The sequence below is a fragment of the Hymenobacter telluris genome (assembly GCF_017313265.1).
GTDB classification, from domain to species: Bacteria; Bacteroidota; Bacteroidia; order Cytophagales; family Hymenobacteraceae; genus Hymenobacter; species Hymenobacter telluris.
Map to the genome: position 1 here is coordinate 500,641 of NZ_JAFLQZ010000004.1, position 23,029 is coordinate 523,669.

At 60.6% G+C, this 23,029-nt stretch carries 18 protein-coding genes; 10 read left to right on the forward strand and 8 right to left on the reverse strand.

What is annotated here, in order from left to right; all coding sequences use genetic code 11:
* Nucleotides 1–17 precede the first annotated feature (17 nt).
* The 4 genes from J0X19_RS09460 to purU all read left to right on the forward strand — a co-directional run bounded on the left by J0X19_RS09460 (nt 18) and on the right by purU (nt 8,182).
* Nucleotides 18–3,413, forward strand: coding sequence for a DEAD/DEAH box helicase (locus J0X19_RS09460; RefSeq protein WP_206984087.1), 3,396 nt, complete (start codon nt 18–20; stop codon nt 3,411–3,413).
* A gap of 522 nt (nt 3,414–3,935) precedes the next feature.
* Nucleotides 3,936–5,159: a T9SS type A sorting domain-containing protein gene (locus J0X19_RS09465; protein WP_206984088.1), complete on the forward strand. Its 1,224-nt coding sequence runs from the start codon at nt 3,936–3,938 to the stop codon at nt 5,157–5,159.
* A 271-nt stretch (nt 5,160–5,430) separates the two neighbouring features.
* Nucleotides 5,431–6,969, forward strand: a complete 1,539-nt coding sequence (locus J0X19_RS09470) for a SulP family inorganic anion transporter (protein WP_206984089.1) — start codon at nt 5,431–5,433, stop codon at nt 6,967–6,969.
* A 364-nt stretch (nt 6,970–7,333) separates the two neighbouring features.
* Nucleotides 7,334–8,182, forward strand: coding sequence for a formyltetrahydrofolate deformylase (gene purU / locus J0X19_RS09475; protein WP_206984090.1), 849 nt, complete (start codon nt 7,334–7,336; stop codon nt 8,180–8,182).
* A 170-nt stretch (nt 8,183–8,352) separates the two neighbouring features.
* On the opposite strand, the gene J0X19_RS09480 is transcribed toward purU, so the two are convergent.
* The 3 genes from J0X19_RS09480 to uvrA all read right to left on the reverse strand — a co-directional run bounded on the left by J0X19_RS09480 (nt 8,353) and on the right by uvrA (nt 13,070).
* Nucleotides 8,353–9,543 (reverse strand): PAS domain-containing sensor histidine kinase, encoded by a 1,191-nt coding sequence (locus J0X19_RS09480; protein ID WP_206984091.1) that lies wholly within the window; start codon nt 9,541–9,543, stop codon nt 8,353–8,355.
* A gap of 2 nt (nt 9,544–9,545) precedes the next feature.
* On the reverse strand, nt 9,546–10,352 hold the full coding sequence (locus tag J0X19_RS09485; protein WP_206984092.1) for an alpha/beta fold hydrolase: 807 nt from the start codon (nt 10,350–10,352) through the stop codon (nt 9,546–9,548).
* A gap of 168 nt (nt 10,353–10,520) precedes the next feature.
* Nucleotides 10,521–13,070, reverse strand: coding sequence for an excinuclease ABC subunit UvrA (gene uvrA, locus J0X19_RS09490; protein WP_206984093.1), 2,550 nt, complete (start codon nt 13,068–13,070; stop codon nt 10,521–10,523).
* Nucleotides 13,071–13,204: 134 nt separating this feature from the next.
* Between uvrA and J0X19_RS09495 the strand changes: the two genes are divergently transcribed.
* The 6 genes from J0X19_RS09495 to J0X19_RS25115 all read left to right on the forward strand — a co-directional run bounded on the left by J0X19_RS09495 (nt 13,205) and on the right by J0X19_RS25115 (nt 18,533).
* Nucleotides 13,205–13,882 (forward strand): response regulator, encoded by a 678-nt coding sequence (locus J0X19_RS09495; protein ID WP_206984094.1) that lies wholly within the window; start codon nt 13,205–13,207, stop codon nt 13,880–13,882.
* A gap of 190 nt (nt 13,883–14,072) precedes the next feature.
* Entirely contained in the window at nt 14,073–15,539 is a 1,467-nt protein-coding gene (locus J0X19_RS09500; protein WP_206984095.1) for a sensor histidine kinase, read from the forward strand.
* 99 nt (nt 15,540–15,638) lie between these two features.
* Nucleotides 15,639–15,959, forward strand: a complete 321-nt coding sequence (locus tag J0X19_RS09505) for a hypothetical protein (protein WP_206984096.1) — start codon at nt 15,639–15,641, stop codon at nt 15,957–15,959.
* Between the two features lie 95 nt (nt 15,960–16,054).
* Nucleotides 16,055–16,516 carry a PepSY-like domain-containing protein gene (locus J0X19_RS09510; RefSeq protein ID WP_206984097.1) on the forward strand — a complete coding sequence of 154 codons (462 nt, stop codon included), beginning with the start codon at nt 16,055–16,057 and terminating at the stop codon, nt 16,514–16,516.
* Nucleotides 16,517–16,867: 351 nt separating this feature from the next.
* The gene (locus J0X19_RS09515; RefSeq protein WP_206984098.1) at nt 16,868–17,668 is read left to right on the forward strand and encodes a phosphatase PAP2 family protein; all 801 of its coding nucleotides are present in this window, start codon (nt 16,868–16,870) and stop codon (nt 17,666–17,668) included.
* A gap of 109 nt (nt 17,669–17,777) precedes the next feature.
* Nucleotides 17,778–18,533 carry a phosphatase PAP2 family protein gene (locus tag J0X19_RS25115; protein ID WP_206984099.1) on the forward strand — a complete coding sequence of 252 codons (756 nt, stop codon included), beginning with the start codon at nt 17,778–17,780 and terminating at the stop codon, nt 18,531–18,533.
* Between the two features lie 74 nt (nt 18,534–18,607).
* Here the strand turns inward: J0X19_RS25115 and msrB are convergent, their stop codons facing one another.
* From msrB to J0X19_RS09545, 5 genes are all read right to left on the reverse strand, one after another.
* Entirely contained in the window at nt 18,608–19,069 is a 462-nt protein-coding gene (gene msrB, locus J0X19_RS09525; RefSeq protein ID WP_206984100.1) for a peptide-methionine (R)-S-oxide reductase MsrB, read from the reverse strand.
* A gap of 3 nt (nt 19,070–19,072) precedes the next feature.
* The gene (locus tag J0X19_RS09530) at nt 19,073–19,405 is read right to left on the reverse strand and encodes a hypothetical protein (protein ID WP_206984101.1); all 333 of its coding nucleotides are present in this window, start codon (nt 19,403–19,405) and stop codon (nt 19,073–19,075) included.
* Between the two features lie 379 nt (nt 19,406–19,784).
* A complete protein-coding gene (locus J0X19_RS09535; protein ID WP_206984102.1) occupies nt 19,785–21,035 on the reverse strand; it encodes a 5-(carboxyamino)imidazole ribonucleotide synthase in 1,251 nt (416 codons plus the stop codon).
* Nucleotides 21,032–21,565: a 5-(carboxyamino)imidazole ribonucleotide mutase gene (purE, locus tag J0X19_RS09540; protein WP_206984103.1), complete on the reverse strand. Its 534-nt coding sequence runs from the start codon at nt 21,563–21,565 to the stop codon at nt 21,032–21,034. The genes J0X19_RS09535 and purE overlap by 4 nt, the downstream gene beginning before the upstream one ends.
* A 129-nt stretch (nt 21,566–21,694) precedes the next feature.
* Nucleotides 21,695–22,972, reverse strand: coding sequence for a dihydroorotase (locus tag J0X19_RS09545; RefSeq protein ID WP_206984104.1), 1,278 nt, complete (start codon nt 22,970–22,972; stop codon nt 21,695–21,697).
* Between the last annotated feature and the right edge of the window lie 57 nt (nt 22,973–23,029).

The window sequence follows — 23,029 nt, forward strand, 5'->3', positions numbered from 1 at the left end:
CAGCTGAACGCCCGTGTATGCCTCAATTGCCCAATACCATATCCCCCGACCTACCAGAAGACGAACCACAACCTCAGCCCTATCTGCTGGCGGGAGCTTCGGTAGCTACGCTAAGCAGCGCCGATGTTCTGCGGCACTGCCCGGCGCAATTTGTGACGCCGGTCCGGGCGCTGACGGCCATCCAGCCCGACACGATTACGCTGAGCTACGGCCGGTTTACCAGTTCCATACCCGTGCCGGGTGAAAACGAATTTCCAACGGTGACGGTGGAGCAGCTGGTTCAGGGCGTGCTATTGACCTGCCCTTGTTCGGCACCCAAAACCAGCTTGTGCGAGCATCAGGCGCAGGTATTGCTTGATATTCTGCGGCGGCCAGAACTGCGCGTATTCTTCGATGCCCGGCAGCGGCGGGAGTTGCTGCAAGCCACCGCCCGCGAATACGGCCTGGAAGCTGCGCCCAATCTGGATGACTATTTCGAGCTGACGTATGCCCGGCCCTCGGTGCTCGTGACGCCGCGGCAGGCGGGGCTGCTTGCCCTCACGGCCACCACCAAGCAGGAGTTGGTCGGGCAGCTGGCCCCGCAGCGGCGCACTGTGGGCTCAGACACTGAAAACCAGCACATTATTGTTTTCAGCAAGCACAAATACTACGGCCACCTGACGGTGCAGCTAGCTGAAGCTACCCGCACGGCCGCCGGCAAGCTCAAGAACCCCATTACCCTGCTCAACCCGCTAGACAATATCTGGCAGCTTGATGATGCGGCCGAGTTGAAGTTCTATACTGGCGTGGCCCGCTTCCAGAACAACTACGACGATACTCGTTCCACGGCGTCGGTGGAGGCGTTACGGGCCATCCTGCACAACCCCGCTAGCCTGCCGTATTTCGCCCATATGCCGGCCGTGTCGGATAAGCTGACGGCGGCGGCCCTTGCGCCGCTCACGGTGCGCACCGCCCCCGCCGATTTACGCTTGCAAGTGAACCTGAAAGGCGAGTTCTACGAAGTGGCCGGCCACCTGCTGCTCCACGACCAGCCCGTGGAGCTGAAGACCCTGGCGGTGCGCTACGAGTATTTTGTGGCCGCCAACGAGGCGCTGTATCTGATTGAGGACCTGGAAGTATGGCGGGTTATCGAGTTTTTCAAGCAGCGCAACAACACCCTGCTGATTCACCAAAGTAAGTTCGAGGAGTTTCGGCAAGACGTGCTGGCCCACCTGGAAAACCGGGTCCACGTCAGCTACTCCTACGCCCGGCCGGCCACCCCGCAGCAGCTTGCCAGCAGCGGCTACCACCAGCCCCCGGAGCGGCTGCTCTACCTCTCCGATGCCGGCCAGCAAGTGGAGCTGCTGCCCGTGATGCGCTACGGCCCCCAGGAAGTCTCGATTCTGAGCCGGCGGCAGCTGCTGGGCACCGATGAGCTGGGCCGGACCTTTGCGCTGGAGCGCGACGACACGGCGGAGCTACGGTTTCTGGGGGCGTTGCTGCGCCAGCGGCCCGAGTTTCAAGAGCAGCTGCGGCAAGACTACCTGTACGTGCCGAAAACGCAGTTTCTCGACGAAGAATGGTTTCTGGCGGCGTTTGAGGATTGGCGGCAGGAGCAGATTACCGTACTGGGCTTCAACCAGCTCAAAAACAACACCCTGAACCCCCACCGGGCGCGCATTTCGGTGCGCGTAACCGGCGAAACCAACTGGTTTGATACCCAGCTGCGGGTGCGGTTCGGTAAGCAGCAGGCGTCGTTGTGGCAGGTGCATCAGGCTATCCGCAACAAGAGCCGCTACGTGCGCCTCGATGACGGTACGCGCGGGATTCTGCCCCAGGAGTGGCTCGACAAGTTCACCCGCTACTTTGCGGCGGGCACGGTGGTTGACGACAAAATCCGCACGCCGAGCGTGAGCTTCACTACCATTCAGGAACTCTACGACCCCGAAGCCCTGGCCGCCAGCGCCCAGGAGCGCCTGGCCACTTATCAGGCCGCCGTAGCCGATTTTACCGGCATTATGCCGGTGGCAGTACCGCCCGAGCTGCGCACCACCCTGCGCGACTACCAGCAACAGGGCCTGAACTGGCTGAATTTCCTGGACACGTTCAACTTCGGTGGCTGTCTGGCCGATGATATGGGCCTGGGCAAAACCGTGCAGGTGCTGGCGTTCATCCTCTTGCAGCGCGTGAAAGGCCACGCCGCCGCCAACCTGGTAGTGGTGCCCACTTCCCTGGTGTTCAACTGGCAGGCCGAGGTGCAGAAGTTTGCGCCCACCTTGCGCGTGCACGTGCTGCACGGCACCACCCGCCGCCTGGGCGCCCACGGGTTCGACGGCTTCGACGTTGTGCTAACCACCTACAACACCGTGGTATCCGATATTCGGCAGCTCAGGGAATACACGTTCAACTACGTGTTTCTGGACGAGTCGCAGGCCATCAAAAACCCGGATTCGCAACGCTACAAGGCGGCTTGTTTGCTGCAAGCCCGCAACCGGGTGGCACTCACGGGTACGCCGGTGGAGAACAATACCTTCGACTTGTACGGGCAGCTTTCCTTTGCCTGCCCCGGCTTGCTGGGCAGCCGGCAGCACTTCACCGACCTCTTCGGCTCGCCCATCGACAAGTTCAAGGACGACCGGAAGGCGCGGGCCTTGCAACGCAAAATCAGCCCGTTTGTACTGCGCCGCACCAAAACGCAGGTGGCTCGCGAGCTGCCCGCCAAAACCGAGATGGTGCTGTACTGTGAAATGGGCGCCGAGCAGCGCCAGGTGTACGAGGCTTGCCGCAAGGAATTCCACGACATGCTGCTGGGCTTGCGCGACGACCTGCCTGGCAAAGACAGCATGCACATCCTGCAAGGCCTCACCAAGCTGCGCCAGATCTGCAACTCCCCCGCCCTGCTTCCCGATGAGGAAAGCTACGGCCAGCAATCGGCCAAGCTGGAGGCGCTGCTAGAGGAAATCCGCAACCGGGCGCCGCAGCACAAAATCCTGGTTTTCTCGCAGTTCGTAACCATGCTCGACCTCATTAAGCGGGAGCTGCACGCCGCTGGTATTGCCTTCGAGTACCTGACCGGCCAAACCAGAAACCGCGCCGCCGCTGTCAATAACTTTCAGCAGAACGACGCGGTCCGGGTGTTTCTGGTGAGTTTGAAAGCCGGCGGCACCGGCCTCAACCTCACCCAGGCCGATTACGTGTACCTCGTGGACCCGTGGTGGAACCCGGCCGTGGAAAACCAGGCCATCGACCGGAGCCACCGCATCGGCCAAACCAAGAACGTGGTAGCCGTGCGCCTCATCTGCCCCGATACCATCGAAGAGAAAATCATGAAGCTGCAAGACGCCAAGCGCGAGCTGGCGCAGGACCTGATTAAAACTGACGTAGCGTTTGTGAAGTCCTTGACCCAGCAGGAGTTGCTCGACTTGCTGAGCTAGGCAAATACATTCTATAGCGCGCTACTCTTTTTCGCTCAACGGCTCCTACACCAGCCCGTAGGCCGGCGGGGCTAAATCAGGCTGTCGGTGAAAACGCCGGTATCAGGGCCGTATTCCACAACGCGGGTGGCGCTGTTGAAGAACAGGGGTACCGCGTAACCTTATCCGTCAGCTCGCGGAAGCTGGGTATGAGGGCGCCAACCGTGGCCGGGTTACAGAAAAACTCTCCAATGAAAGAAGACAGGGGCCGCATGGGTGGTGCCAAGCTACTATGTGCGCCCAGTTACGGCACCCTGCTGAGCTTACCACCAGACTAGCCGAAAACCAATCCAGGAGCCAGACGTAACATCAAGGAAACTATATATTTTATTCACTAAAGGTCAACCGGTTATGTCACAGGCAAACCACTTTCCACGTGAATAAAATTTGTAGTCGACGCAACGCTCTGATTCGTCTGTTGGTCATGCCCCAGTAAGCGGGGCAAGGGCCTCGCTCCATCAACCTTGGCTTATCCCACTCACCATGAAAAAGCTGCTACTGCTCCTGTATGTTTTGCTGGGTGTTTCCGCCGCCACGCAGGCCCAAACCGCTCCTTTCACCATCACGCAGGCAAATTTTCCAGCTTACCCGAACGTGCTGGAACGCTACCTACCGGTTCATCGGCGCCAGCTGACCTCGTTTACGGTGCCGCGGCCGGGCGCCAACCAGTTGTGGAACTACGGCAACCTGGTAGCCGATTCGGCGGTGCTGGAAAACACCTACCAGACGCCCTCAGCAGCCAGTCCTTTTCCTGCTGCTACGCGCAGCTACGCCACCACCCAGCGCACCACCCAGCAATACGCGGTGGCGGTGTATGGGCTTTGGGCGGGTTTTGCCGGGCAGCAGTATGAAGCCCTTACGCCTGCGGGCCTGCAACGCCTGGGCTACACGCTTCAGGTGCAGCAATGGCGCATCCGCAACGCCGCCGATACCACCGCCAACGACTTTCTGCGTTTGCCGGCTCAAACGGTAGCCTACCAGGGCAGTGCCTATCGGCTGCAATTTCCGGTGAGCGGTATCAGAACGGCGGCGTACCGGGCCGAGGTGCAGCTGCAAGCCACCGTGCGGCAGCTGGGCCTAAATGCGGCGCCGGTTCGGCTGGTGCGCTCTTTCACGCAGCTTGATTCGGTGGCGGGTTTCGGTACCATGCAGCTTCCGGCCCCGGCAGGCGGGCAGGCGTCGTTTCCGGCCATTATGGTGTACACGGTGCTGCGTGAAACCGACAGCCTGTATGTGGGCAACCAGCCAGCCCCGACGTTGTTGTTGCGCACGTTGGGCATACAGCAGGGTGAGCAGCGGCAGATTCTACAAACGGTTTTCTACCGTGAAAACTCGTCGCAGCCGGCGTTGCAGCTCTACCACGGCAACTCGTTTCAGGTGGTGCGGCCGTTCTTTGGCATCTGGTTTTCCGCCGAGCCCAGCCTCAATTCCATTGTGGCCAGCTCCCGTAGCAGCCAGGCACTAACGGGTGCGTTACGCGCCTACCCCAACCCGGTGGTGAGCGGCGAGTTTACGGTGGAACTGCCCGGCAGCGCGCAGCCCCTGCAACTCGCCGTGCGCGACCTGGTGGGCCGGCAGGTTGCCCGTGCCACTACTACGCCCGGCCGTGCCACCACGGCCCTGCGCGGCCTGCCCGCGGGCACCTACCTCGTGGAAGCCACCGCGCCGGACGGACGACGTGGCACCGTGCGGGTGCAGGTGCCATAACCGTTTGTTTTCCGCTCTACTAGTATTTCAGGCGGGCTATTATCTTCCCAAGAAGGCAGTAGCCAACCTGAAATACTGTGGCCGGGTGAAAGGCTAAGGCCATTTTTCAGGCTGTTTTGGTGCTCGGCTGCGTACCTTTGCGGCTGCTTATGCATCCAAACGCTTCTTCTGTTTTCAAGCTCACCCCACCCTGAGGACTGGCTCGTTTGCCCATTGCCGCTGCTTCCTGCCGGAAGTGTGCGGCTTTTCTTTTGCCTTCACTCAGTGTGTTATGTTTCAAGTTCTGCCGTATCTGGCGCAGTATAAAGTCAACGTTAAAAACGAAATTCTCGCCGGCCTGACTACGGCGCTGGCCCTGGTACCGGAGGTGGTAGCTTTTGCGCTGCTGGCCCACATCAGCCCGCTGGTAGGCATCGGCTCGGCTTTCATTATCTGCCTTATCACCAGCGTATTTGGGGGCCGACCGGGCATGATTTCGGGGGCGGCCGGCTCGGTGGCGGTGGTGATTGTGAGCCTAGTGGTGCAGCACGGCGTGGAATACCTGTTTGCCGCTGTGGCTCTGATGGGTGTTATTCAGGTGATGATTGGGCTGCTGCGCTTCGGCAAGTTTATTCGGTTGGTACCGCAGCCGGTGGTGTATGGCTTCGTGAATGGGCTGGCGGTTATCATCTTCATGGCCCAACTGGAGCAGTTTAAGGTGCGCGACGCAACCGGCGCCGAACAGTGGCTGACGGGTACGCCGCTGCTGCTGATGCTGGGGCTGGTGGCGCTTACCATGGCCATTGTGTACTTCCTGCCCAAGCTCACCAAGGCGGTACCCGCTTCGCTCACGGCCATTGTGGTGGTATCGGCGCTGGTGATTCTGGGTGGGCTCAACACCAAGTCGGTGGGCGACATTGCCTCCATTGCGGGCGGGTTGCCGCAGTTTCATGTGCCGCAGGTGCCGCTGGCGTGGCACACCCTGGCCGTGGTGTTTCCCTATGCCGTTATCATGGCGCTGGTGGGCCTCACTGAAAGCCTGCTGACCCTCACGGTGGTAGATGAAATGACCGATACCCGCGGGCACGGCAACCAAGACTGCGTGGCGCAGGGCCTAGCTAACATCACCTCCGGCCTTTTTGGTGGGATGGGCGGCTGCGCGATGATCGGCCAAACGATGGTCAACTTGGAATCCAGGGGGCGCGGGCGGCTCTCGGGGGTGGTAGCGGCGGTGGCGCTGGCGCTGTTTGTGGTGGCCGGTTCCGGCCTGATTGAGCGGCTGCCGCTGGCGGCGCTGGTGGGCGTGATGTTTATGGTGGTGCTTGGCACCTTTGAGTGGGCCAGCTTACGCATTCTGCGCCGCATGCCGCTTACTGACGTGCTGGTGATGCTGCTGGTAACGCTGGTAACGGCTGTTTCGCAGAACCTGGCGCTGGCGGTACTGCTGGGTGTGGTGGTATCGGCGCTGGCCTTTGCCTGGGAGAATGCCAAGCGCATCCGGGCCCGCAAGTACGTGGATGCCGCTGGCGCCAAGCACTACGAAATCTACGGGCCGCTGTTCTTCGGCTCGGTGCAGGCCTTCACCGACAAGTTCGAGGTGCAAGCCGACCCCACCAACGTAGTAATAGACTTCCGGGAAAGCCGCGTGGCCGATATGTCGGGCATTGATGCGCTGCACAAGCTCACCGAACGGTACCAGCGCCTGGGCAAAACCCTGCACCTGCGCCACCTCAGCCCCGACTGCCGCCAACTGCTGCAAAACGCCGGGGCCCTCATCGAAGTCAACATCCTCGAAGACCCCGAGTACCGCGTTGCCACCGACGCGGGGTAAAGTGGTTGAAGGGGCCTCACCCCCGGCCCCCTCTCCTAAGGGAGAGGGGGAGCCTGACGATTCTCAGCGCAGCCGCTTCGGCTAGCGCCTCAGCAACTGCTACCGAATTCGGTAATGAGCAGGAGTTATGAAATACAATTGTCCGCTCCTGATACTCTTTTAAATCAACCACACTCGCCATACTCTAGTTGGTAGCCGTTCCGGAGGCGTGAGCCGACGGGGCGGCGCTGCTTCGGCTGGCTCCCCCTCTCCCTTAGGAGAGGGGGCCGGGGGGTGAGGCCCCGCTGAAACGATATTCACTTAAACAACTCCACGTACCACTTGCTGGCACCTATTTTTGCGCGGTAGCCTCCCCTAGCCTCTTATGCCTGCTGACTTAACTTCTCATTTCCTTTTGATTCGCTGCCCCGATGAGCGGGGGCTGATTCATAGTATTACGGGGGTGCTGTTCGGGCACGGCCTCAACATCGTCCGCAACGACGAATTTGTGGAGCGGCAGGACAACTACTTTTTCATGCGCACCGAGTTTGCCGGCGAGTTTGAATCCGAAACGCTGCTGCAAGAGTTACGCGCGGCCCTGCCTGCGGCCGCCGAAATCCGGCTGGCCGACAACCGCCGCAAAAACATTGTGCTGCTGGTTACCAAAGAGCACCACTGCCTGAGCGAGTTGCTGGTACGGCACGCCTTTGGCGAGCTGAACGCGCACATCATGGCCGTAATCAGTAACTACGAGGTGCTCGGCGACCTGACCCGGCAGTTTGGGGTGCCGTTCCACTGCATCAGCCACGAAGGCAAAACCCGTGAGGCGCACGAAACGGAAATCAGTGCGCTGCTCGACCAGTACCAGCCCGAGTTTGTGGTGCTGGCCAAGTACATGCGCATTCTGTCGGCGGAGTTTGTGGCGCCGTATGCCAACCGGCTGGTCAACATTCACCACTCGTTTTTGCCGGCTTTCGTAGGGGCCAGCCCCTACGCGCAAGCGTATGAGCGGGGTGTAAAAATCATTGGGGCCACGGCGCATTTCGTGAACGAGCAGCTCGACCAGGGGCCCATCATCGGCCAAAGCATCATCCCCATCGACCACACCCACAGCGCCAGCGAAATGGCCCAAGCCGGCCGCGACGTAGAGAAAATAGTGCTGGCCCGCGCCCTCCGGCTCATCTTCACCGAGCGGGTGTTCGTGCACCGCAACAAAACCATCATCTTTGATTGAGTACTGAGTAGTGGGTAGTGAGTAGTGGGTAGTGGGTACGTATTTGCAGCTTCAGTTTTCAGGGCCTGCTTCGACAAGTGGACTTAGACCAAGCATGATAAAAACTGTGTTTTTATAAAATTCCAAACACACTCACAGTACTCACTACCCAATAACTCACTACTCACTACTTATCGAGGTAGGAAGATGCGGAACGTGGTGCCCTGTCCTACTTTGCTCTCCACTGCCACCCGCCCGCCGGCTTGGCGCACCAGCCTGTTAACCAGGTACAGCCCCATGCCGGAGCCCGCCACCTCGGGGTGAAACCGACGGAACAGCTGAAACAGCTCTGGCCCGTGACGCTCCAGATTGATGCCGCGGCCGTTGTCTTGCACGCTTAGCACCGGCGCGCCGTCTACTAGCGCCGTGCTTACCCGGATATGCGCCGGCCGGCTGGGGTCGGCGTATTTGAGGGCGTTGCTGAGCAGGTTGAACAGCATACTGTGCAAGCTGGGCCGCGCCAGTTGCAGCGTGGGGATGGCCGAGAAATCCAGCGTGAACGTGGCCGGTGGGTCAATGCCCGGCAGGCTCCGGATTATTTCTTCGGTAATCGGCTGGAGGGCCACTGCCTCGTTGGGCACCTGTTCCAGTTCCCGCTGCTGCTGCACCACTGCCGTTAGCCCGCCAATCGTATCCAGAATCTGCTGCAAAGCTTCCTCAAACATCAGCACCATGCTGGTGGCGGCGGGGTCGTGGAAAGTGGCGCTGTGCTTGAGCTCGGTGAACAGCCCGGCCATGTTGTCGATGGGCTGGCGCAGATCGTGGGAGGCGGTGTACACAAAGCTGTCCAGGTCGGCGTTGATGCGGGTGAGCTGCTCGTTTTTGCGTTGCAGTTGCTCATTGGCTTTCGCTAGCTGCTCGCGCTGCTGCTCGGCGTGGTCTTTAGCCCGCAGCAATTCGGCCTCGTACTTGCGGCGCTCGGTGATGTCGAACAACGTTACGCGGACTACCAACGGCTGCTGGTCGGCGTCGCGCAGCAGGGCGCAGTTCATCAGCACAGGCAGCGTGGTTCGGTCTTTGCGCCGCAGCAGGTAGCTGATTTCGCGCACCTGCCCTTGCAGCAGCAGCAAGGGCACGCAATGAGTTTCGTAGTGCAGGCGCCCGCCAATGGTGAACAGGTCTTGTAGCGCCATGTGCGCCACCAACTCGTTGCGTGTGTAGCCAAGCAAATCGAGCAACGTTTGGTTGACTTTGATTAGCGTACCATCAGGCAGGCAGGAGCAGTAGCCGCAGGGCGCGTGCTCGTAAAATTCGTCGAGGTTTTCCTGGGTCAGGCGCAGGTCTAGCTCGGGTAGTTGCTCATCGTCAGCGGCATCACTCATGGCTATGGCGTTGGCGTAGAACGAAGAAACTGTTGGATAGCGGCAATAGTAGCCTGGGGCACACTCAGATGCGGGCAATGGCCCGACGTATCCAGCACCACCAGCTCACTATCAGGCATATAACGGTGCATATACGTGCCTACAGCTAGCGGGGCAATTACATCGTAGGCGCACTGCAAAATCAGGCTGGGCGTGCGTACCAACAGCAAATCAGCCCGGTTATCACCTAGGAAGGTGACGCGGGCAAAATGCTGGGCAATGGCTGGATCGGTGCTACAGAAACTAGTGTTTAGCTCGGTAGTAAGTTCCGACCGGCTAGGCTGGCCCATCACTACGGGGGTGAAAGCGCCCGACCAGCCCAGGTAGTTGTTGCCCATGTCTTCGAGTAGGTCGTTGATGTCGACAGGCTCGAAACCGCCGGTGTAGCCGACGTCGTTGAGGTAACGGGGCGAAGGCGCTACCAGCACCAATTGCGCTACCCGCGTGGGCTCTTCAATAGCGGCCAGCATGGCAATAATGGCTCCTACCGAATGGCCTACCAGCACCACGTCGTGCAAATCCAGCGCGCCAAGCACTTGCAGCACATCCTCGGCATGGGCGTCCAACGAACTGTAATGCGCAGGGTCGTAAGCGGCTAGGTTGGACCGCCCGGCACCCACCAAATCAAGCAGCACCACCCGGTAGTCGGCAGCGAAAACGGGGGCCACCAACCGCCACATCTGTTGGTTGCAGCCGAAACCATGCACGAACACCATAGCCTGCTTTCCTTCTCCCGAGACGGTAACATTGTTACGCTTTAAAACATCCATAACAGCCTGCTCATCAATCAACAGTGATAGAAATCAGCCGAGTAAGCTCCACCTTACCAAAGCGCTAAGGTAGGGCTTACCACGTACTGCACGCGCTTACACGGCCTGTATTCTGATTGTACACCTGCCTTTTCAAGGGGCTTTCCCTAGCTCGACAATACAAGCTGCCTACTGCTTGCCCGCCAAGAACCGCCGCAGATGCGGAGCCGTGCGGCTGCCCTTCGCCTGGGCTACCTCAGCGGGCGGACCGGCCACTACCACTTGGCCGCCTTCGTCGCCGGCACCGGGGCCCATGTCCAGCACGTAATCGGAGTGGTCCACTACGCGCATGTCGTGCTCCACTACAATGACCGTGTTGCCGGCTTCCACCAGGCCGTTGAGCTGAGTCAGGAGCTTTTCCACGTCGGAGGGGTGCAGGCCGGTGGTGGGCTCGTCGAGCACGTAGAGGGAGTTGCCGCGCTGAGTGCGTTGCAGCTCGGTGGCCAGCTTGATGCGCTGGGCCTCCCCGCCCGACAACTCGGTGGCGGGCTGGCCGAGGCGCAGGTAGCCAAGGCCGACTTCGCGCAGCACCGTGAGGGCACGGTGCACCAGCGGCTCGTCGCTGAAGAACTCCCAGGCGGCGTCCACGGTCAAACCCAGCACCTCGGCAATGTTCTTGTCGCGGTACGTGACTTCCAGGGTTTTGGCGTTGTAGCGGGCCCCGTGACACACCGGGCAGGGCGCGTACACGCTCGGCAGAAACAGCAGCTCCACCATCACAAAACCCTCGCCCTGGCAGTTCTCGCAACGGCCTTTGGCCACGTTGAACGAGAACCGGCCGGCATCATAGCGGCGCTTTTTGGCTTCGGGTGTGGCTGCAAACAGCTTGCGCACGTGGTCGAAGAGGCCGGTGTACGTGGCCATGTTGGAGCGTGGTGTGCGGCCAATCGGCTTCTGGTCTACGCGCACTAGCCGCTTGATGTGCTCCATGCCTGCTACAATGCGGCCGCCGGTTTCGGGCGCGGCGGCTTGTTCTAGGGGGTCGGTGCCTTCTTCCTCTTCGGCAGCTACTTCTAGGCCCAACTGCCCGGCTACCAACTCCACCAACACCTGACTCACGAGGCTGGATTTGCCCGACCCCGACACGCCCGTAACGGTGGTGAACACGCCCAGCGGAAATTGCACAGCCAGGTTTTGCAAGTTGTTGCGCGTGACGCCCGCCAGTTGCAGCCAGCCGCTCGGCGTGCGGGGCTCCCGCGTTTCTTCGGCGGCAGTGGCAAACAAGTAGCGGCGCGTTTGCGACGCTTCCACGTCTACCAGGCCGGCGGGCGAGCCGCTGTATAGGATTTCGCCGCCCTGCTCGCCGGCCGCCGGCCCCACGTCTACCAGCCAATCGGCCTGCCGCACCACATCCAAGTTATGCTCCACTACGAATAGGGAGTTGCCGGCTTGCTTCAGCGCGGCCAGCGCCGACAGCAAGGCTTCGGTATCAGAAGGATGCAGCCCCGCGGAAGGCTCATCCAACACGTACACTACCCCAAACAGGTTGGAATATAGCTGAGTAGCCAGTCGCAGCCGTTGCAGCTCCCCCGGCGACAAGGTGGGCGTGCTGCGTTCCAACGACAGGTAGCCTAAGCCTAAATCCAGCAACACTTCCAGCCGGGCGCACAAGTCGGCGGCAATGCGCTGAGCTACAATAGCTTGTTCGGGGTGGTCGGCGTCGTGCTGCTGGCGGCCGGTGGTGGCGCTGTCGGCATAAGGTTTCAGCAGGGCCGCCACGCGTTTGAGGGGCTGCTGCGAGAAATCGGCAATGTCGAGGCCCGCAAATTTCACCGACAACGACTCGGGCCGCAGGCGCTTGCCGTGGCACATGGGGCACTCGGTGCTGAGCATGTACTGCAAGGCCCGCTTCTTCATCAGCGGGCTCTGGGTGGTGGCGAAGGTGTGGAGCACGTGCCGTTTCACGCCCGTAAACGTACCCATGTAGTTGGGCGGCTCCTTGCGCTTGAGGGCGCGCTTGGTTTCCTCGGGCGAATAGCCGGGGTACACGGGCACCACCGGCTGCTCCTCAGTGAACAGAATCCAGTCCCGGTCCTGCTGGGGCAAGTCGCGCCAGGGCGTGTCCACGTCGTAGCCCAGGGTCACGAGGATGTCGCGCTGGTTTTGGCCGCCCCAGGCTTGCGGCCAGGCGGCAATGGCCCGCTCCCGGATGGTGAGCGAGGGGTCGGGCACCATGGTTTGCTCGGTTACTTCGTAGATGCGGCCCAGGCCGTGGCAGGTGGGGCAGGCGCCTTCGGGCGTGTTCGGCGAAAAGGCTTCGGCGTAGATGATGCCTTGCCCCGCCGGGTACTCGCCGGCCCGCGAGTAGAGCATGCGCACCAGGTTGGAGAGCGTGGTAACCGAGCCCACCGACGAGCGGGTAGTGGGCGTGCCGCGCTGCTGCTGCAAGGCCACGGCCGGCGGCAACCCGTCAATAGTGTCCACTTCGGGCACCGACATCTGGTGAAACAGCCGCCGCGCATACGGCGACACCGATTCCAGGTAGCGCCGCTGGGCCTCGGCGTACAGCGTGCCAAAAGCCAACGACGACTTGCCAGAGCCCGACACGCCAGTGAATACCACCAGCGCATCCCGCGGAATGTCCACGTCGATGTTCTTGAGGTTGTGCTCCCGCGCCCCCCGGACGCGCACGAAACCGGGGAAATTCTGTTGGGAAGTGGGGTGCGAATTTTTTGCCATGGCAGGGAAGCGTATCAGGTAACAGCTGCCGGCTATACGCAGGCAAACTGAAACCTGCCGAACGGCTTTTTGGCGTGGTAATGAAACCTCAACAGCAGTTTGCGGTATTCTTTACTTCCATCTTATTCTTTGCCATGCGCTTACTACTGGTCGAGGACGAACCCAAACTGGCGTCGTTCATCCAAAAAGGCTTCCAAAACGAAGGCTACGAGCTTGACGTGGCCTACGACGGACGCATGGGCCAGTCGTTGTTTCGGAAGAACGAGTACGACCTAGTGATACTCGACGTGAACCTACCCTACATCAACGGCTTCGAGCTGTGCCGGCTGATTCGGGTGGACCACCCGCGCATGCCGGTGCTGCTGCTCACCGCCCTCGACAGCCTCGAAGACAAGGTGGAAGGCTTCGAAGCGGGCACCGACGACTACCTGGTGAAGCCGTTCAAGTTTCAGGAGCTGCTGCTGCGTACCCGCGCCCTCATCAAGCGCAGCTCCGATTCCACATCGGTGAAGCGGGTGTTGCAGCTCGCCGACCTAGAGCTGAACCTGGAAGCCAAAACCGTGAGCCGGGCCGGCCAGCGCATTGATTTGACCACCAAGGAGTACGCGTTGCTGGAATACCTGCTCACCCACCAAGGCAAGGTGATAAGCCGGGTAGATATCAGCGAGAAAGTGTGGGAGCTGGGCTTCGACACCAACACCAACGTCATCGACGTGTACATCAGCCACCTCCGCAAAAAACTCGACAAAGGCCACGACCCAAAACTCATTCACACCATAGTAGGCATGGGCTACGTAATGCGGGCCGATTGAACGGCACTCTCAACAGGTTCGCACCCTACTCCCCCCTCTCTCGAACGTCATGCAGAGGCGCAGCCGAAGCATCTCGCGTGCTGACGTTGCCAAACTAACCGTCATGCTGAGCGCAGCCGAAGCATCTCTCCCGCTTCGTTCTCATAGCGGGAGTTAGTTTGGCGGGAGAGATGCTTCGGCTGCGCTCAGCATGACGGTTAGTTTATATCAATACCAGGATGCGGCACTGCTCCAGCTAGACCAGCAGAACATCAAACTCACCACTTCACCATTTCACCTCATGCTGGTTCGGAACAGGCTGATTTTGCGGTTTATGGTGCTGGTGACTACCATTCAGCTCTGCCTGACGGCCTTTATTTACTACTACAGCGACCAAGCGCGCCGCTCACGCTTCTATCACCGCCTGGAAACCCGCGCCCGGCAGTCGGCCAGTTTGCTGATTCATCGGCTGGATTTGAACCCGAAAGTGCTGGGCAACTTCCGCAAGGAAGATTTGCTGACCATGCACAACGGCCGCATCAGCATTTACGATGGGCAGCAAAAACTGCGGTTTCACATTCAGCAGCACGACACCGAGCCACTGCGCCAGCGCGACGCTGAGTTGATGCCTCGTATTACTGCTCGCAAGCCAGCGCGCTTTCGGGTGGGCGAGGTGGAAACCCTGGGCGTGCTGGTACGCCACCACGGGCAGCGGTACTGGCTGTTTATGGCCGGGCGCGACTACTACGGCGGGCTAGAATTTGCCACGCTCCGCCTGATTTTGGTGGTGGGCAACCTGGGGGCTATGGTGCTGATTACACTGGCCGCTGGCCTGTTTGCTGACCGGTCGTTGAAGCCGCTGGCGCGCATGGTGACGGAGGTGGACAGCATCCGGGCGCCGCACCTGAACCGGCGAGTGAACGAAGGCAACGGGCGCGACGAAATTGCCCGATTGGCCATCACCTTCAACCGCATGTTGGGCGGGCTGGAACGGGCTTTCGAGACGCAGAAAAGCTTTTTCGCCCACGCCTCGCACGAGTTGCGCACGCCCCTGGCCAACCTGCTTGCCACCCTGGAAACATCCGCCGCCTACGATACCAGCCTGCCCGAAACCAAGCGCAGCATCGACTCGGCGCTGGAAGAAACGCAGGCCATCATCGAGCTAACCAACGGCCTGCTGGCCCTGGCCAAAGCCGAAGATGCCACGTTTCGGCGCACCCAGGTGGCCTTGGATGAATGCGTGGTTCAGGCCATTGCGGCGGGTTCCAGCAAGTATCCGGGGCGGGCCATTCAGCTGGAAGTAGGCGAGTGGCCGGAAGCCGCCGAAGACCTGTTTGCGGTGCTCGGCAACGAGCAGTTACTTGCCACGGCCATCTTCAACCTGCTCGATAACGCCTGCAAATACAGCACCCAAGCCGTGGTGGTATCGTTGCGCTACGCCACGGCCCGCACGGTGCAGCTAACCGTAGCCGACACCGGCATTGGCATGGTGCCCCACGAGGTGGAACGCGTGCGGGAGCCTTTGTACCGGGCCGAAAACGGCCAAACCGCACCCGGCTACGGCCTCGGGCTGGCCATCACCGACCGGATAATCAGGGCCCACGGCGGCAGCCTGAGCATAGCGTCGGTGCTGGGCGAGGGCACCACGTCCACGATGCTGTTGCCGGCGGTGGTGTAACACCGGGCCGTACGGCCGAGCTTTCATGTCTTTTAACATAGCGTTCAGACGGTTTTAATGTTGACGACGGTTGTTTGCACCGTATTCAACACCAACCGCATGCCCACGTCTTCCCGCTTTTCCTTGCTCAATTGGCTGCTAGCGGGCATCATGGGTTTGTCGTTGGCGCTCAACGCCTACCTGCTCACGCCCCATTACTCCACGCCTGGCAGCCGGTGGCTGATTGGCATTGCCGACGACATGTGGGACGAGGATGACGACGACGACACCGACAACTACCGTGAATCGAGGGCGGCGCTGGCCGACGAGCTGCGCCGCACCCGCTTGCAGCTGGAATACTGCCGCGACAGTTGCCAGGCGGTAAGCACGGCCACGCCCGCGCCAACAGCGGTTCCGCTTATTACGCCGGCCGCTCCCTAACCTTGTTTTTTTGCTTGCAGAACCTGCTACGGTAGGCTCTGTGAAGCTGTACTTACCACCTGAAAACAAACTTTTCTCACTTAACCCAACACCCCATGAAACTCTCCAGACACCTGCTGTTGCTGCCCGGCCTGTTGCTCCTCGCCTGTAACAAAGACGACTCCGACGATGTGAAGCCCAATGAGGTGCCCGAAGTAGTGAAAACCAGCTTCGCTACGCGCTTCACCACGGTTACCAACCTGGAATGGGAGAAAAAAGGCGACGACTACGAAGCCGAGTTCGACGTGAATACCGTGGACTATAAGGCGCTGCTGAACCCGAGCGGCACTATCCTCAAATACAAGTACGACATTCCGACTGCCGAGCTGCCCGCCGCCGTGCAAGCCACCATCACCCAGAAATACGCCGGCATGCGCATCGACGAAGCCGAGAAGCTGTTTCAGGGCACCGAAGAAACCACTTTCTACCAAGTTGACCTCGACAGCAACGGCCAGGACAAAGACGTGGTATTCTCGGCCGATGGCCAGGAAGTAACCACCCCCGCTTACTGGGACTAGTTTTTAGTTGCCGCCCGCTTACAACAAATGCCTGGAAATCAATTTTCAGGCATTTGTTGTACCCGGCAGCGTAGCGCGAAAATCTGTTTCGCGACGAGCAACGCGAGTATCCGGCACTGCACGCGTGGAAGCTCGCGTTGCTCGTCGTTGCGAAACGGATTTATGTGCGAGAATCCACTGACACCACTAAATCAGCAACTCTATATTCAACTCATACTCAGGCATGAGCCCGCACAAGAAACCAGCAGCGCACAGCAAATCAGAACAGCAATTGAATGGCGTAAAACGGTGGCTTCGGCAGGTGAAGGGGGGTGTGGGCTACTCGGACTGCTATTGGCCGGGCCCGCGTGCATGGCCCAGCAAACACCAGTGGCCACTGCGCCACGGCTCGACTCCTTGCTGGCCCGCGGGCGGGTGGCGTACGGCACAGTGAGCGGGCGGGTGAACCAGTTTCGGCAGCTACCCACGGTGCAACGGCTGGCGCTGCCGGCCCTGCTGATTGGCTCCGGGGCACTGCTGCGGCATGAAGTGGAAGTATTCGACCTGGAAATAGAAGCCGACGAATCGGTGCGGGCCGGGGCGCGGGAGCACCTCTCATGGGTGCGCACCCACATCGACGACCAGTTGCGGCACGTGCCGGCCTACGCCACGCTAGGTCTGAGTTTGGCTGGCGTGAAGGGGCAGCACGGCACCGTGGAGCAAGCGGTACTGTTCGGCCTGATTTACCACCTCAACAATGGCCTAACCAGCAACCTTAAGCGGCTCACGAAAGTGGAGCGCCCCTACGGTAACGATTTTTCCTCGTTCCCGAGCAGCCACACCAGCGCCGCCTTTGCCGCGGCCCGCTTCATGCACAAGGAGTATGGCAGCCAGAGCGTTTGGTACAGCGTGGGCGCGTATTCGGTAGCCACCGCTACTGGGGCGCTGCGCATTGCCAAAGACAACCACTGGCTGTCGGATGTGCTGGCGGGGGCCGGCGTGGGGGTATTGTCTACGGAGTTGGTGTACTGGGCCTATCCCACCCTGCGCCGTACGGCTGCCTCGTTGTGGCACCGCCCCGGCACCCACTCCGCTACTCGCAGCACCACCCTGCTGATGCCGTTTTACAACCAAGGCGCGTTGGGCGCTACCGTGGTCCTGAGTTTCCGCTGATTCGCTTGTCTCGTCGTTTTTCCACTTTCATTTTATGCGCTCTTATTTGCTCCAACGGGTTGTTGCACTTCTGTTGTTTACCGGGTCATTAGCCCCTGTCTATGCGCAGGTGCCTGCCAACCCCACTACCCCGCCGCCCGTGGATACGGATACGTTGCGCAAGTTTGAAAACCCCAACGGGGTACCCGTTAAGGCTCCGCAGCCCTGGTACAAAGGCAAGCTGGTGAAAGCCACGATTGTGCCGGCCCTCATGATTGGCTACGGCATCAGCACCATCAACAACAACGGCTTCTACAGCAGCTACGACGCCCGGCGCGACATCCAGAAGCAGTTTCCCAACTTCCGCACCCGCGTGGATGACATCCTGATTGTGGCCCCGTATTTCGAGCTGGCGGCCGTCTCGCTGGCCGGGGTGGAGTCGCGCAACGACCGGATCAACACGCTGCTGCTCATCGGCAAGGCCGAGGCCCTCATGCTCAGCAGCGTGTTCCTGACCAAGCGCCTGACCAACGTGGCCCGCCCCGACGCCTCCGACCGGCTTTCCTTCCCCTCGGGCCACACGGCGCAGGCGTTTCTGGCCGCCAGCATCGTGCACGCCGAGCTGCGCGACAAAAGCCAGTGGTACGGGGTGGGGGCCTACGGTATTGCCACCAGCGTGGCAGCGCTGCGCATGCTCAACAACAAGCACTGGCAGAGCGACGTGGTGGCTGGCGCGGGCTTCGGCATCTTGTCGGCGCACCTGGCGTATCTGTCGCACCGCAACCGTTGGGGCCGCAAGCCCCGCTTGCTGGAAGGCACCAGCTTCTCGCCCCTGTACTACCAAGGCGCCACCGGCCTCACCTTCACCTGGCGCCCCACCAAGTGAGTTGCTAGTTGTGAGTTGTCGGTTGTCAGTTCGTTCTACTTTCAAGAACCGGCAACTCGCAACTGGCAACCCACTTAGCGGGCGTCCGTTGGTGGAGGCAGTTGCCGGATGCTCTCGGAATTGATGCAGTACCGTAGGCCGCCGGGTGCGGGTCCGTCGGGGAAAACGTGGCCCAGGTGGCCGCCGCACACGTTGCAGCGCACTTCTACGCGCTGCATGTGGTGGCTGTCGTCGAAAAAGTAGCTGATGGCACTGCGGGTTAGCGGCTGGGTGAAGCTGGGCCAGCCCGATATGGCGTGGTACTTGGTAGTGGAGTCGAACAGCGGGCTGTTGCACCCGGCGCAAACGTACACTCCCGGCTCGTAGGAGCGGCAGTAGGCATTGCGGTACGGCGGCTCGGTGTGCTGCTGGCGCAACACCCGGAACTGCGCCGGCGTGAGTTGGGCGGCCCATTCCTGGTCGGTCAGGTTCACGCGCCGGGGCGGCTCGGGGTTGCTGTAGCGGGCATACGTCAGCACATCAATCCAGCGGAGCATACCTCACGGGTTCATCAGCAAGTACAGCAGGTTGTGGTACACAATGCCTTGCTCACCGTCGTGGATACCGTCGAGGCCGGCGTCTTCCATCAGGTCTTCCACTTCGGCGTAATCGTCGAGAAACTCTTGCTCCACCTCATCCGGTTGGCCGTCGTCAACCAGCGTGTGGGTGAGGTAGCGGCGGCGCGCTTCCAGCGTGATGAACAGCTTGCGGCGGCGCGTTTGGGCCACCAGCAGCGCGGCATACTGCTCGATGTCGCCATCGGGCGTGTGAACGTAGACAACGGTTTTTTCCGCGTCGGGGGTGTGCAGCAGAAAGGTTTCGGGGTCTATCATGGTGCAGTATACGGCAGCGGCGGCCAGCAAGGAAGTTTCTATACTTCCTACCCCGGTTTTTCTTTCGCCCGCTGGTCAGGCAAAACCGCTATGCTCGCCTATACCGCTCCCCACGTTTCCACTCCCTTACCTAAAGAGTAAGCTCGCTCGGCAGTGGCCCGTTTCGTTCGTGGAAGCTGTACTGTAGCTGACTCGAGTGGGGAGCCAGCCCGCGCAACGTCTTCAAGCGCTTAGCGTGGTTGTAAGCCAGCAGCAAGGCTTGCAGTTCTCGTTGAACTCGTTGGTGGTCTGAGAATTTAAGCGCTGCACGGTGGTTTCCTTAACAGAAGTAAGTGCCCATTGGCATCTGGTTGACTTGGTCATGTTGAGACGATAACACCTAAATGTCTCCTAGTCCCGGCAAGCCGAGCAAATCAGCGGCGCGGCGCGCCACGGTTGTAATACTGGCCACGTCCGGGCCGGTGATGGTCAGATGGCCCATCTTGCGGCCGGGGCGCGCCTGCAACTTGCCGTATAGGTGCAGGTGCGTGCCCGGTAAGCTCAGTACGGAGCGCCAGTTTGGCTCTTGTAGTTGGCCGCTGGCGTCAAACCACACATCACCCAGCAGATTGAGCATAATGGCCGGGGAATGCTGGCGCGGCTGCGGCAAGGGCAAACCCGCCATGGCATACACCTGCAAGTCAAACTGCGACGCGTCGCAGGCGTCTATAGTATAGTGGCCGCTATTGTGCGGGCGCGGGGCCATTTCGTTGACCACCAGGCCTCCATGCTCGGTACCGTCGTCCACCACAAAAAACTCCACGCACAGCACCCCCACGTAGTTCAGATGCTGCGCTATGGCCACGGCCGCGTCGCGGGCCCTATCGGCCAGGGCGGACGGCATGTTTCCTTCGTAGGCGTGGGTCACGGCCAAAATACCCTCAACGTGCACGTTGCGCTGCGGAGCGAAGCTGACGACTTGCCCATCCCAGCCGCGCGCTACCAGCACCGAGCACTCGGCGGTGAGCGGCAGCATCTTTTCCAGCACGCAGGCCACGCCACCCAGCTCCGTCCAGGCGGTGGCCAGCTCATCGGCGGTCTTAACGCGGACTTGGCCCTTGCCGTCGTAGCCCATGCGCGCGGTTTTCAGGATGCCGGGCAGCAAATCCGCCCGGTTTCTCTGCACGCCCTGTAATTGGGCATCCGTTTCAATTACCGCATAGGGCGCGCAGGTTACTCCTGATACATCGGCGCAGGCAGTGAAGTGGGCTTTTTCCTCGATGCGGTTTTGCGCAATGCCCACCACGGCCGCGCCCGGTGCTACGGGTCGGGTCTGCGCCAGGGTTTGCAGGGTCTGGGCTGGCACATTTTCAAACTCGGTGGTAATGGCCTGGCACAACTGGGCTAGTTCAGCCAGCCCGGCCGGGTCGTCGTAGCTAGTCTGGATGTGGTGGTGACTTACCAGTCCGGCCGGGCTTTGCGCGTCGGGTTCCAGCACGGCGGTGAAGTATCCTAAGCGCTGGGCAGCATGCACAAACATTCGGCCCAGCTGGCCGCCACCCAATACGCCTAGGGTGGCCCGCTGGCCCGCGGCGTCCACGCTGCCCGGGAAAATCGGGGTCATGTTTTTAATATCAATTACCTCGTTCATACTGGCAACGTCATGGCGCGGGCGGCTTCGGTTTGTTCCACGCGAAACGCTTGTAGCTTGGCAGCCAAATCCGCATCATGCAGGGCTAGCAGGCTGACGGCAAACAGCGCGGCATTGGCCGCCCCGGCCGTACCAATAGCAAACGTGGCCACCGGTATTCCTTTGGGCATCTGCACGATGCTGTGCAACGAATCTACCCCCTGCAAATGGCGGCTGGCCACCGGCACCCCTAGCACAGGCACTATGGTTTTGGCAGCTAGCATGCCTGGCAAGTGGGCGGCCCCACCCGCGCCGGCAATGATGGCCTGCAAGCCGCGCGGGCCGGCTTGTTCGGCGTAAGCAAACAAATCGTCGGGCATGCGGTGGGCCGATACCACGCGCGCTTCGTGGGCCACGCTAAACTGCGCGAGAATCTGCACGGCATGCTGCATGGTGTCCCAGTCGCTGCTGGAGCCCATAACCACGCCGACTACGGGCTTGCCCGAGACGGTGCTGGGGCTTGGGGCGTCGGATGTTGAAAGGGTACTCATAGGAAACAAATTGAAAAAGAACGTCATGCTTAATCTGGCGTCCGCTTGCCGAAGCGTCTCTCCCACTTCGGCAAACGGGCGCCAGATTAAGCATGACAAACGACTAGTATCTAGGTAAGCTTTACCTAATTAGCGCTCCAGTAGGATTTCCGAACCCAGAATCACTAGGTCTACCCGGCCTTTCAACGTTTGGTCGATGAAGGGCGTGTTCTGGGATTTGGATTTCATGAACTCCCGCGTGAAGGTCGTTTCCGCTTCGGTATCGAACAAGACGCACTCGGCTTGCTGACCGACTTCGATGGTGGGTACCGGCAAACCCATCAGGCGGCGGGGCTCCGCGGAATAGCGCTTCACCACCAGGTCCCACCCGAATTTACCGGGCTCGACAAAGTGGTGGTAGAGCGACACCAGGGCCGTATCGAGGCCGGTGATGCCGTTGGGCGCGCTAATGAAATCCTGGGCTTTTTCGAACGGCGTATGCGGGGCGTGGTCGGTGGCAATGAGGTCGAATACGCCTTCTTTGAGGCCTTCGAGCAGCGCGTCGCAATCGGCCTGGGTGCGCAGCGGCGGGTTCATTTTGTAGTTGGTGTCGTAGTCGCCGATGTGCTCGTCGGTGAACAGCAGGTGGTGCGGGGCCACTTCCGCCGTCACCTTCACATCACCGCGCGATTTCCACCAGCGAATAGTTTCCATGCCCTCCTTGCTGGACACGTGCTGGATGTGCACATGCGCACCCGCCGCCCGGGCCAAGCGAATGTCCCGGTCGATAATGATTTCCTCCGCGCAGGCCGGCGAACCTTTGATGCCCAGGCGGTAGCTCATCACGCCTTCGTTGAGGGCGCGCGGCCCGGCCAGCTCCGGCACCTCGCAGTGGCTGGCGAAAAACATCCCAAACTCGGTGGCGTACTGCATGGCCCGCAGCAGCACCGCCGGGTCGTTGGTGGTGTCGCCGTCGTCGGTGAGCATGGTCACGCCAAGGCGGTGCATGCCCTCGATTTCCGCTAGCTCTTTGCCTTCGCGGTTTTTGGTAACGCAGCCAGAGGTGTACACCGGAATGCGCGCCCGGTGCTTGGCATTTTCCAGCACCGTAGCTACCACGGCCGCCGAGTCGATGGCCGGGCGGGTATTGGGCATCATCACCACGCCGGTAACGCCGCCGTTGATGGCCGCTTCGCTCCCCGTAGTAATGGTTTCCTTGTTTTCAAACCCAGGGGCGCGGAAATGAACGTGCGCATCAAACATGCCCGGCATCAGCACCCGGCCCCGCGCGTCGATAACGCGGGCCCCTTTGGGAGCAGTCAGGTTGCTGCCGATTTCCTGAATTTTCCCTTCGACAATCAGGACATCGCCCTCGAGCAGCACAGGTGAATTTTCAGAGGCAATGCGGGCGTTTTGAAGGAGAAGCATGAGGTGATACTTGCTGTAACCCGGCAAGGGGTATGAAAGAGGTAAAAGTAAAGAGTC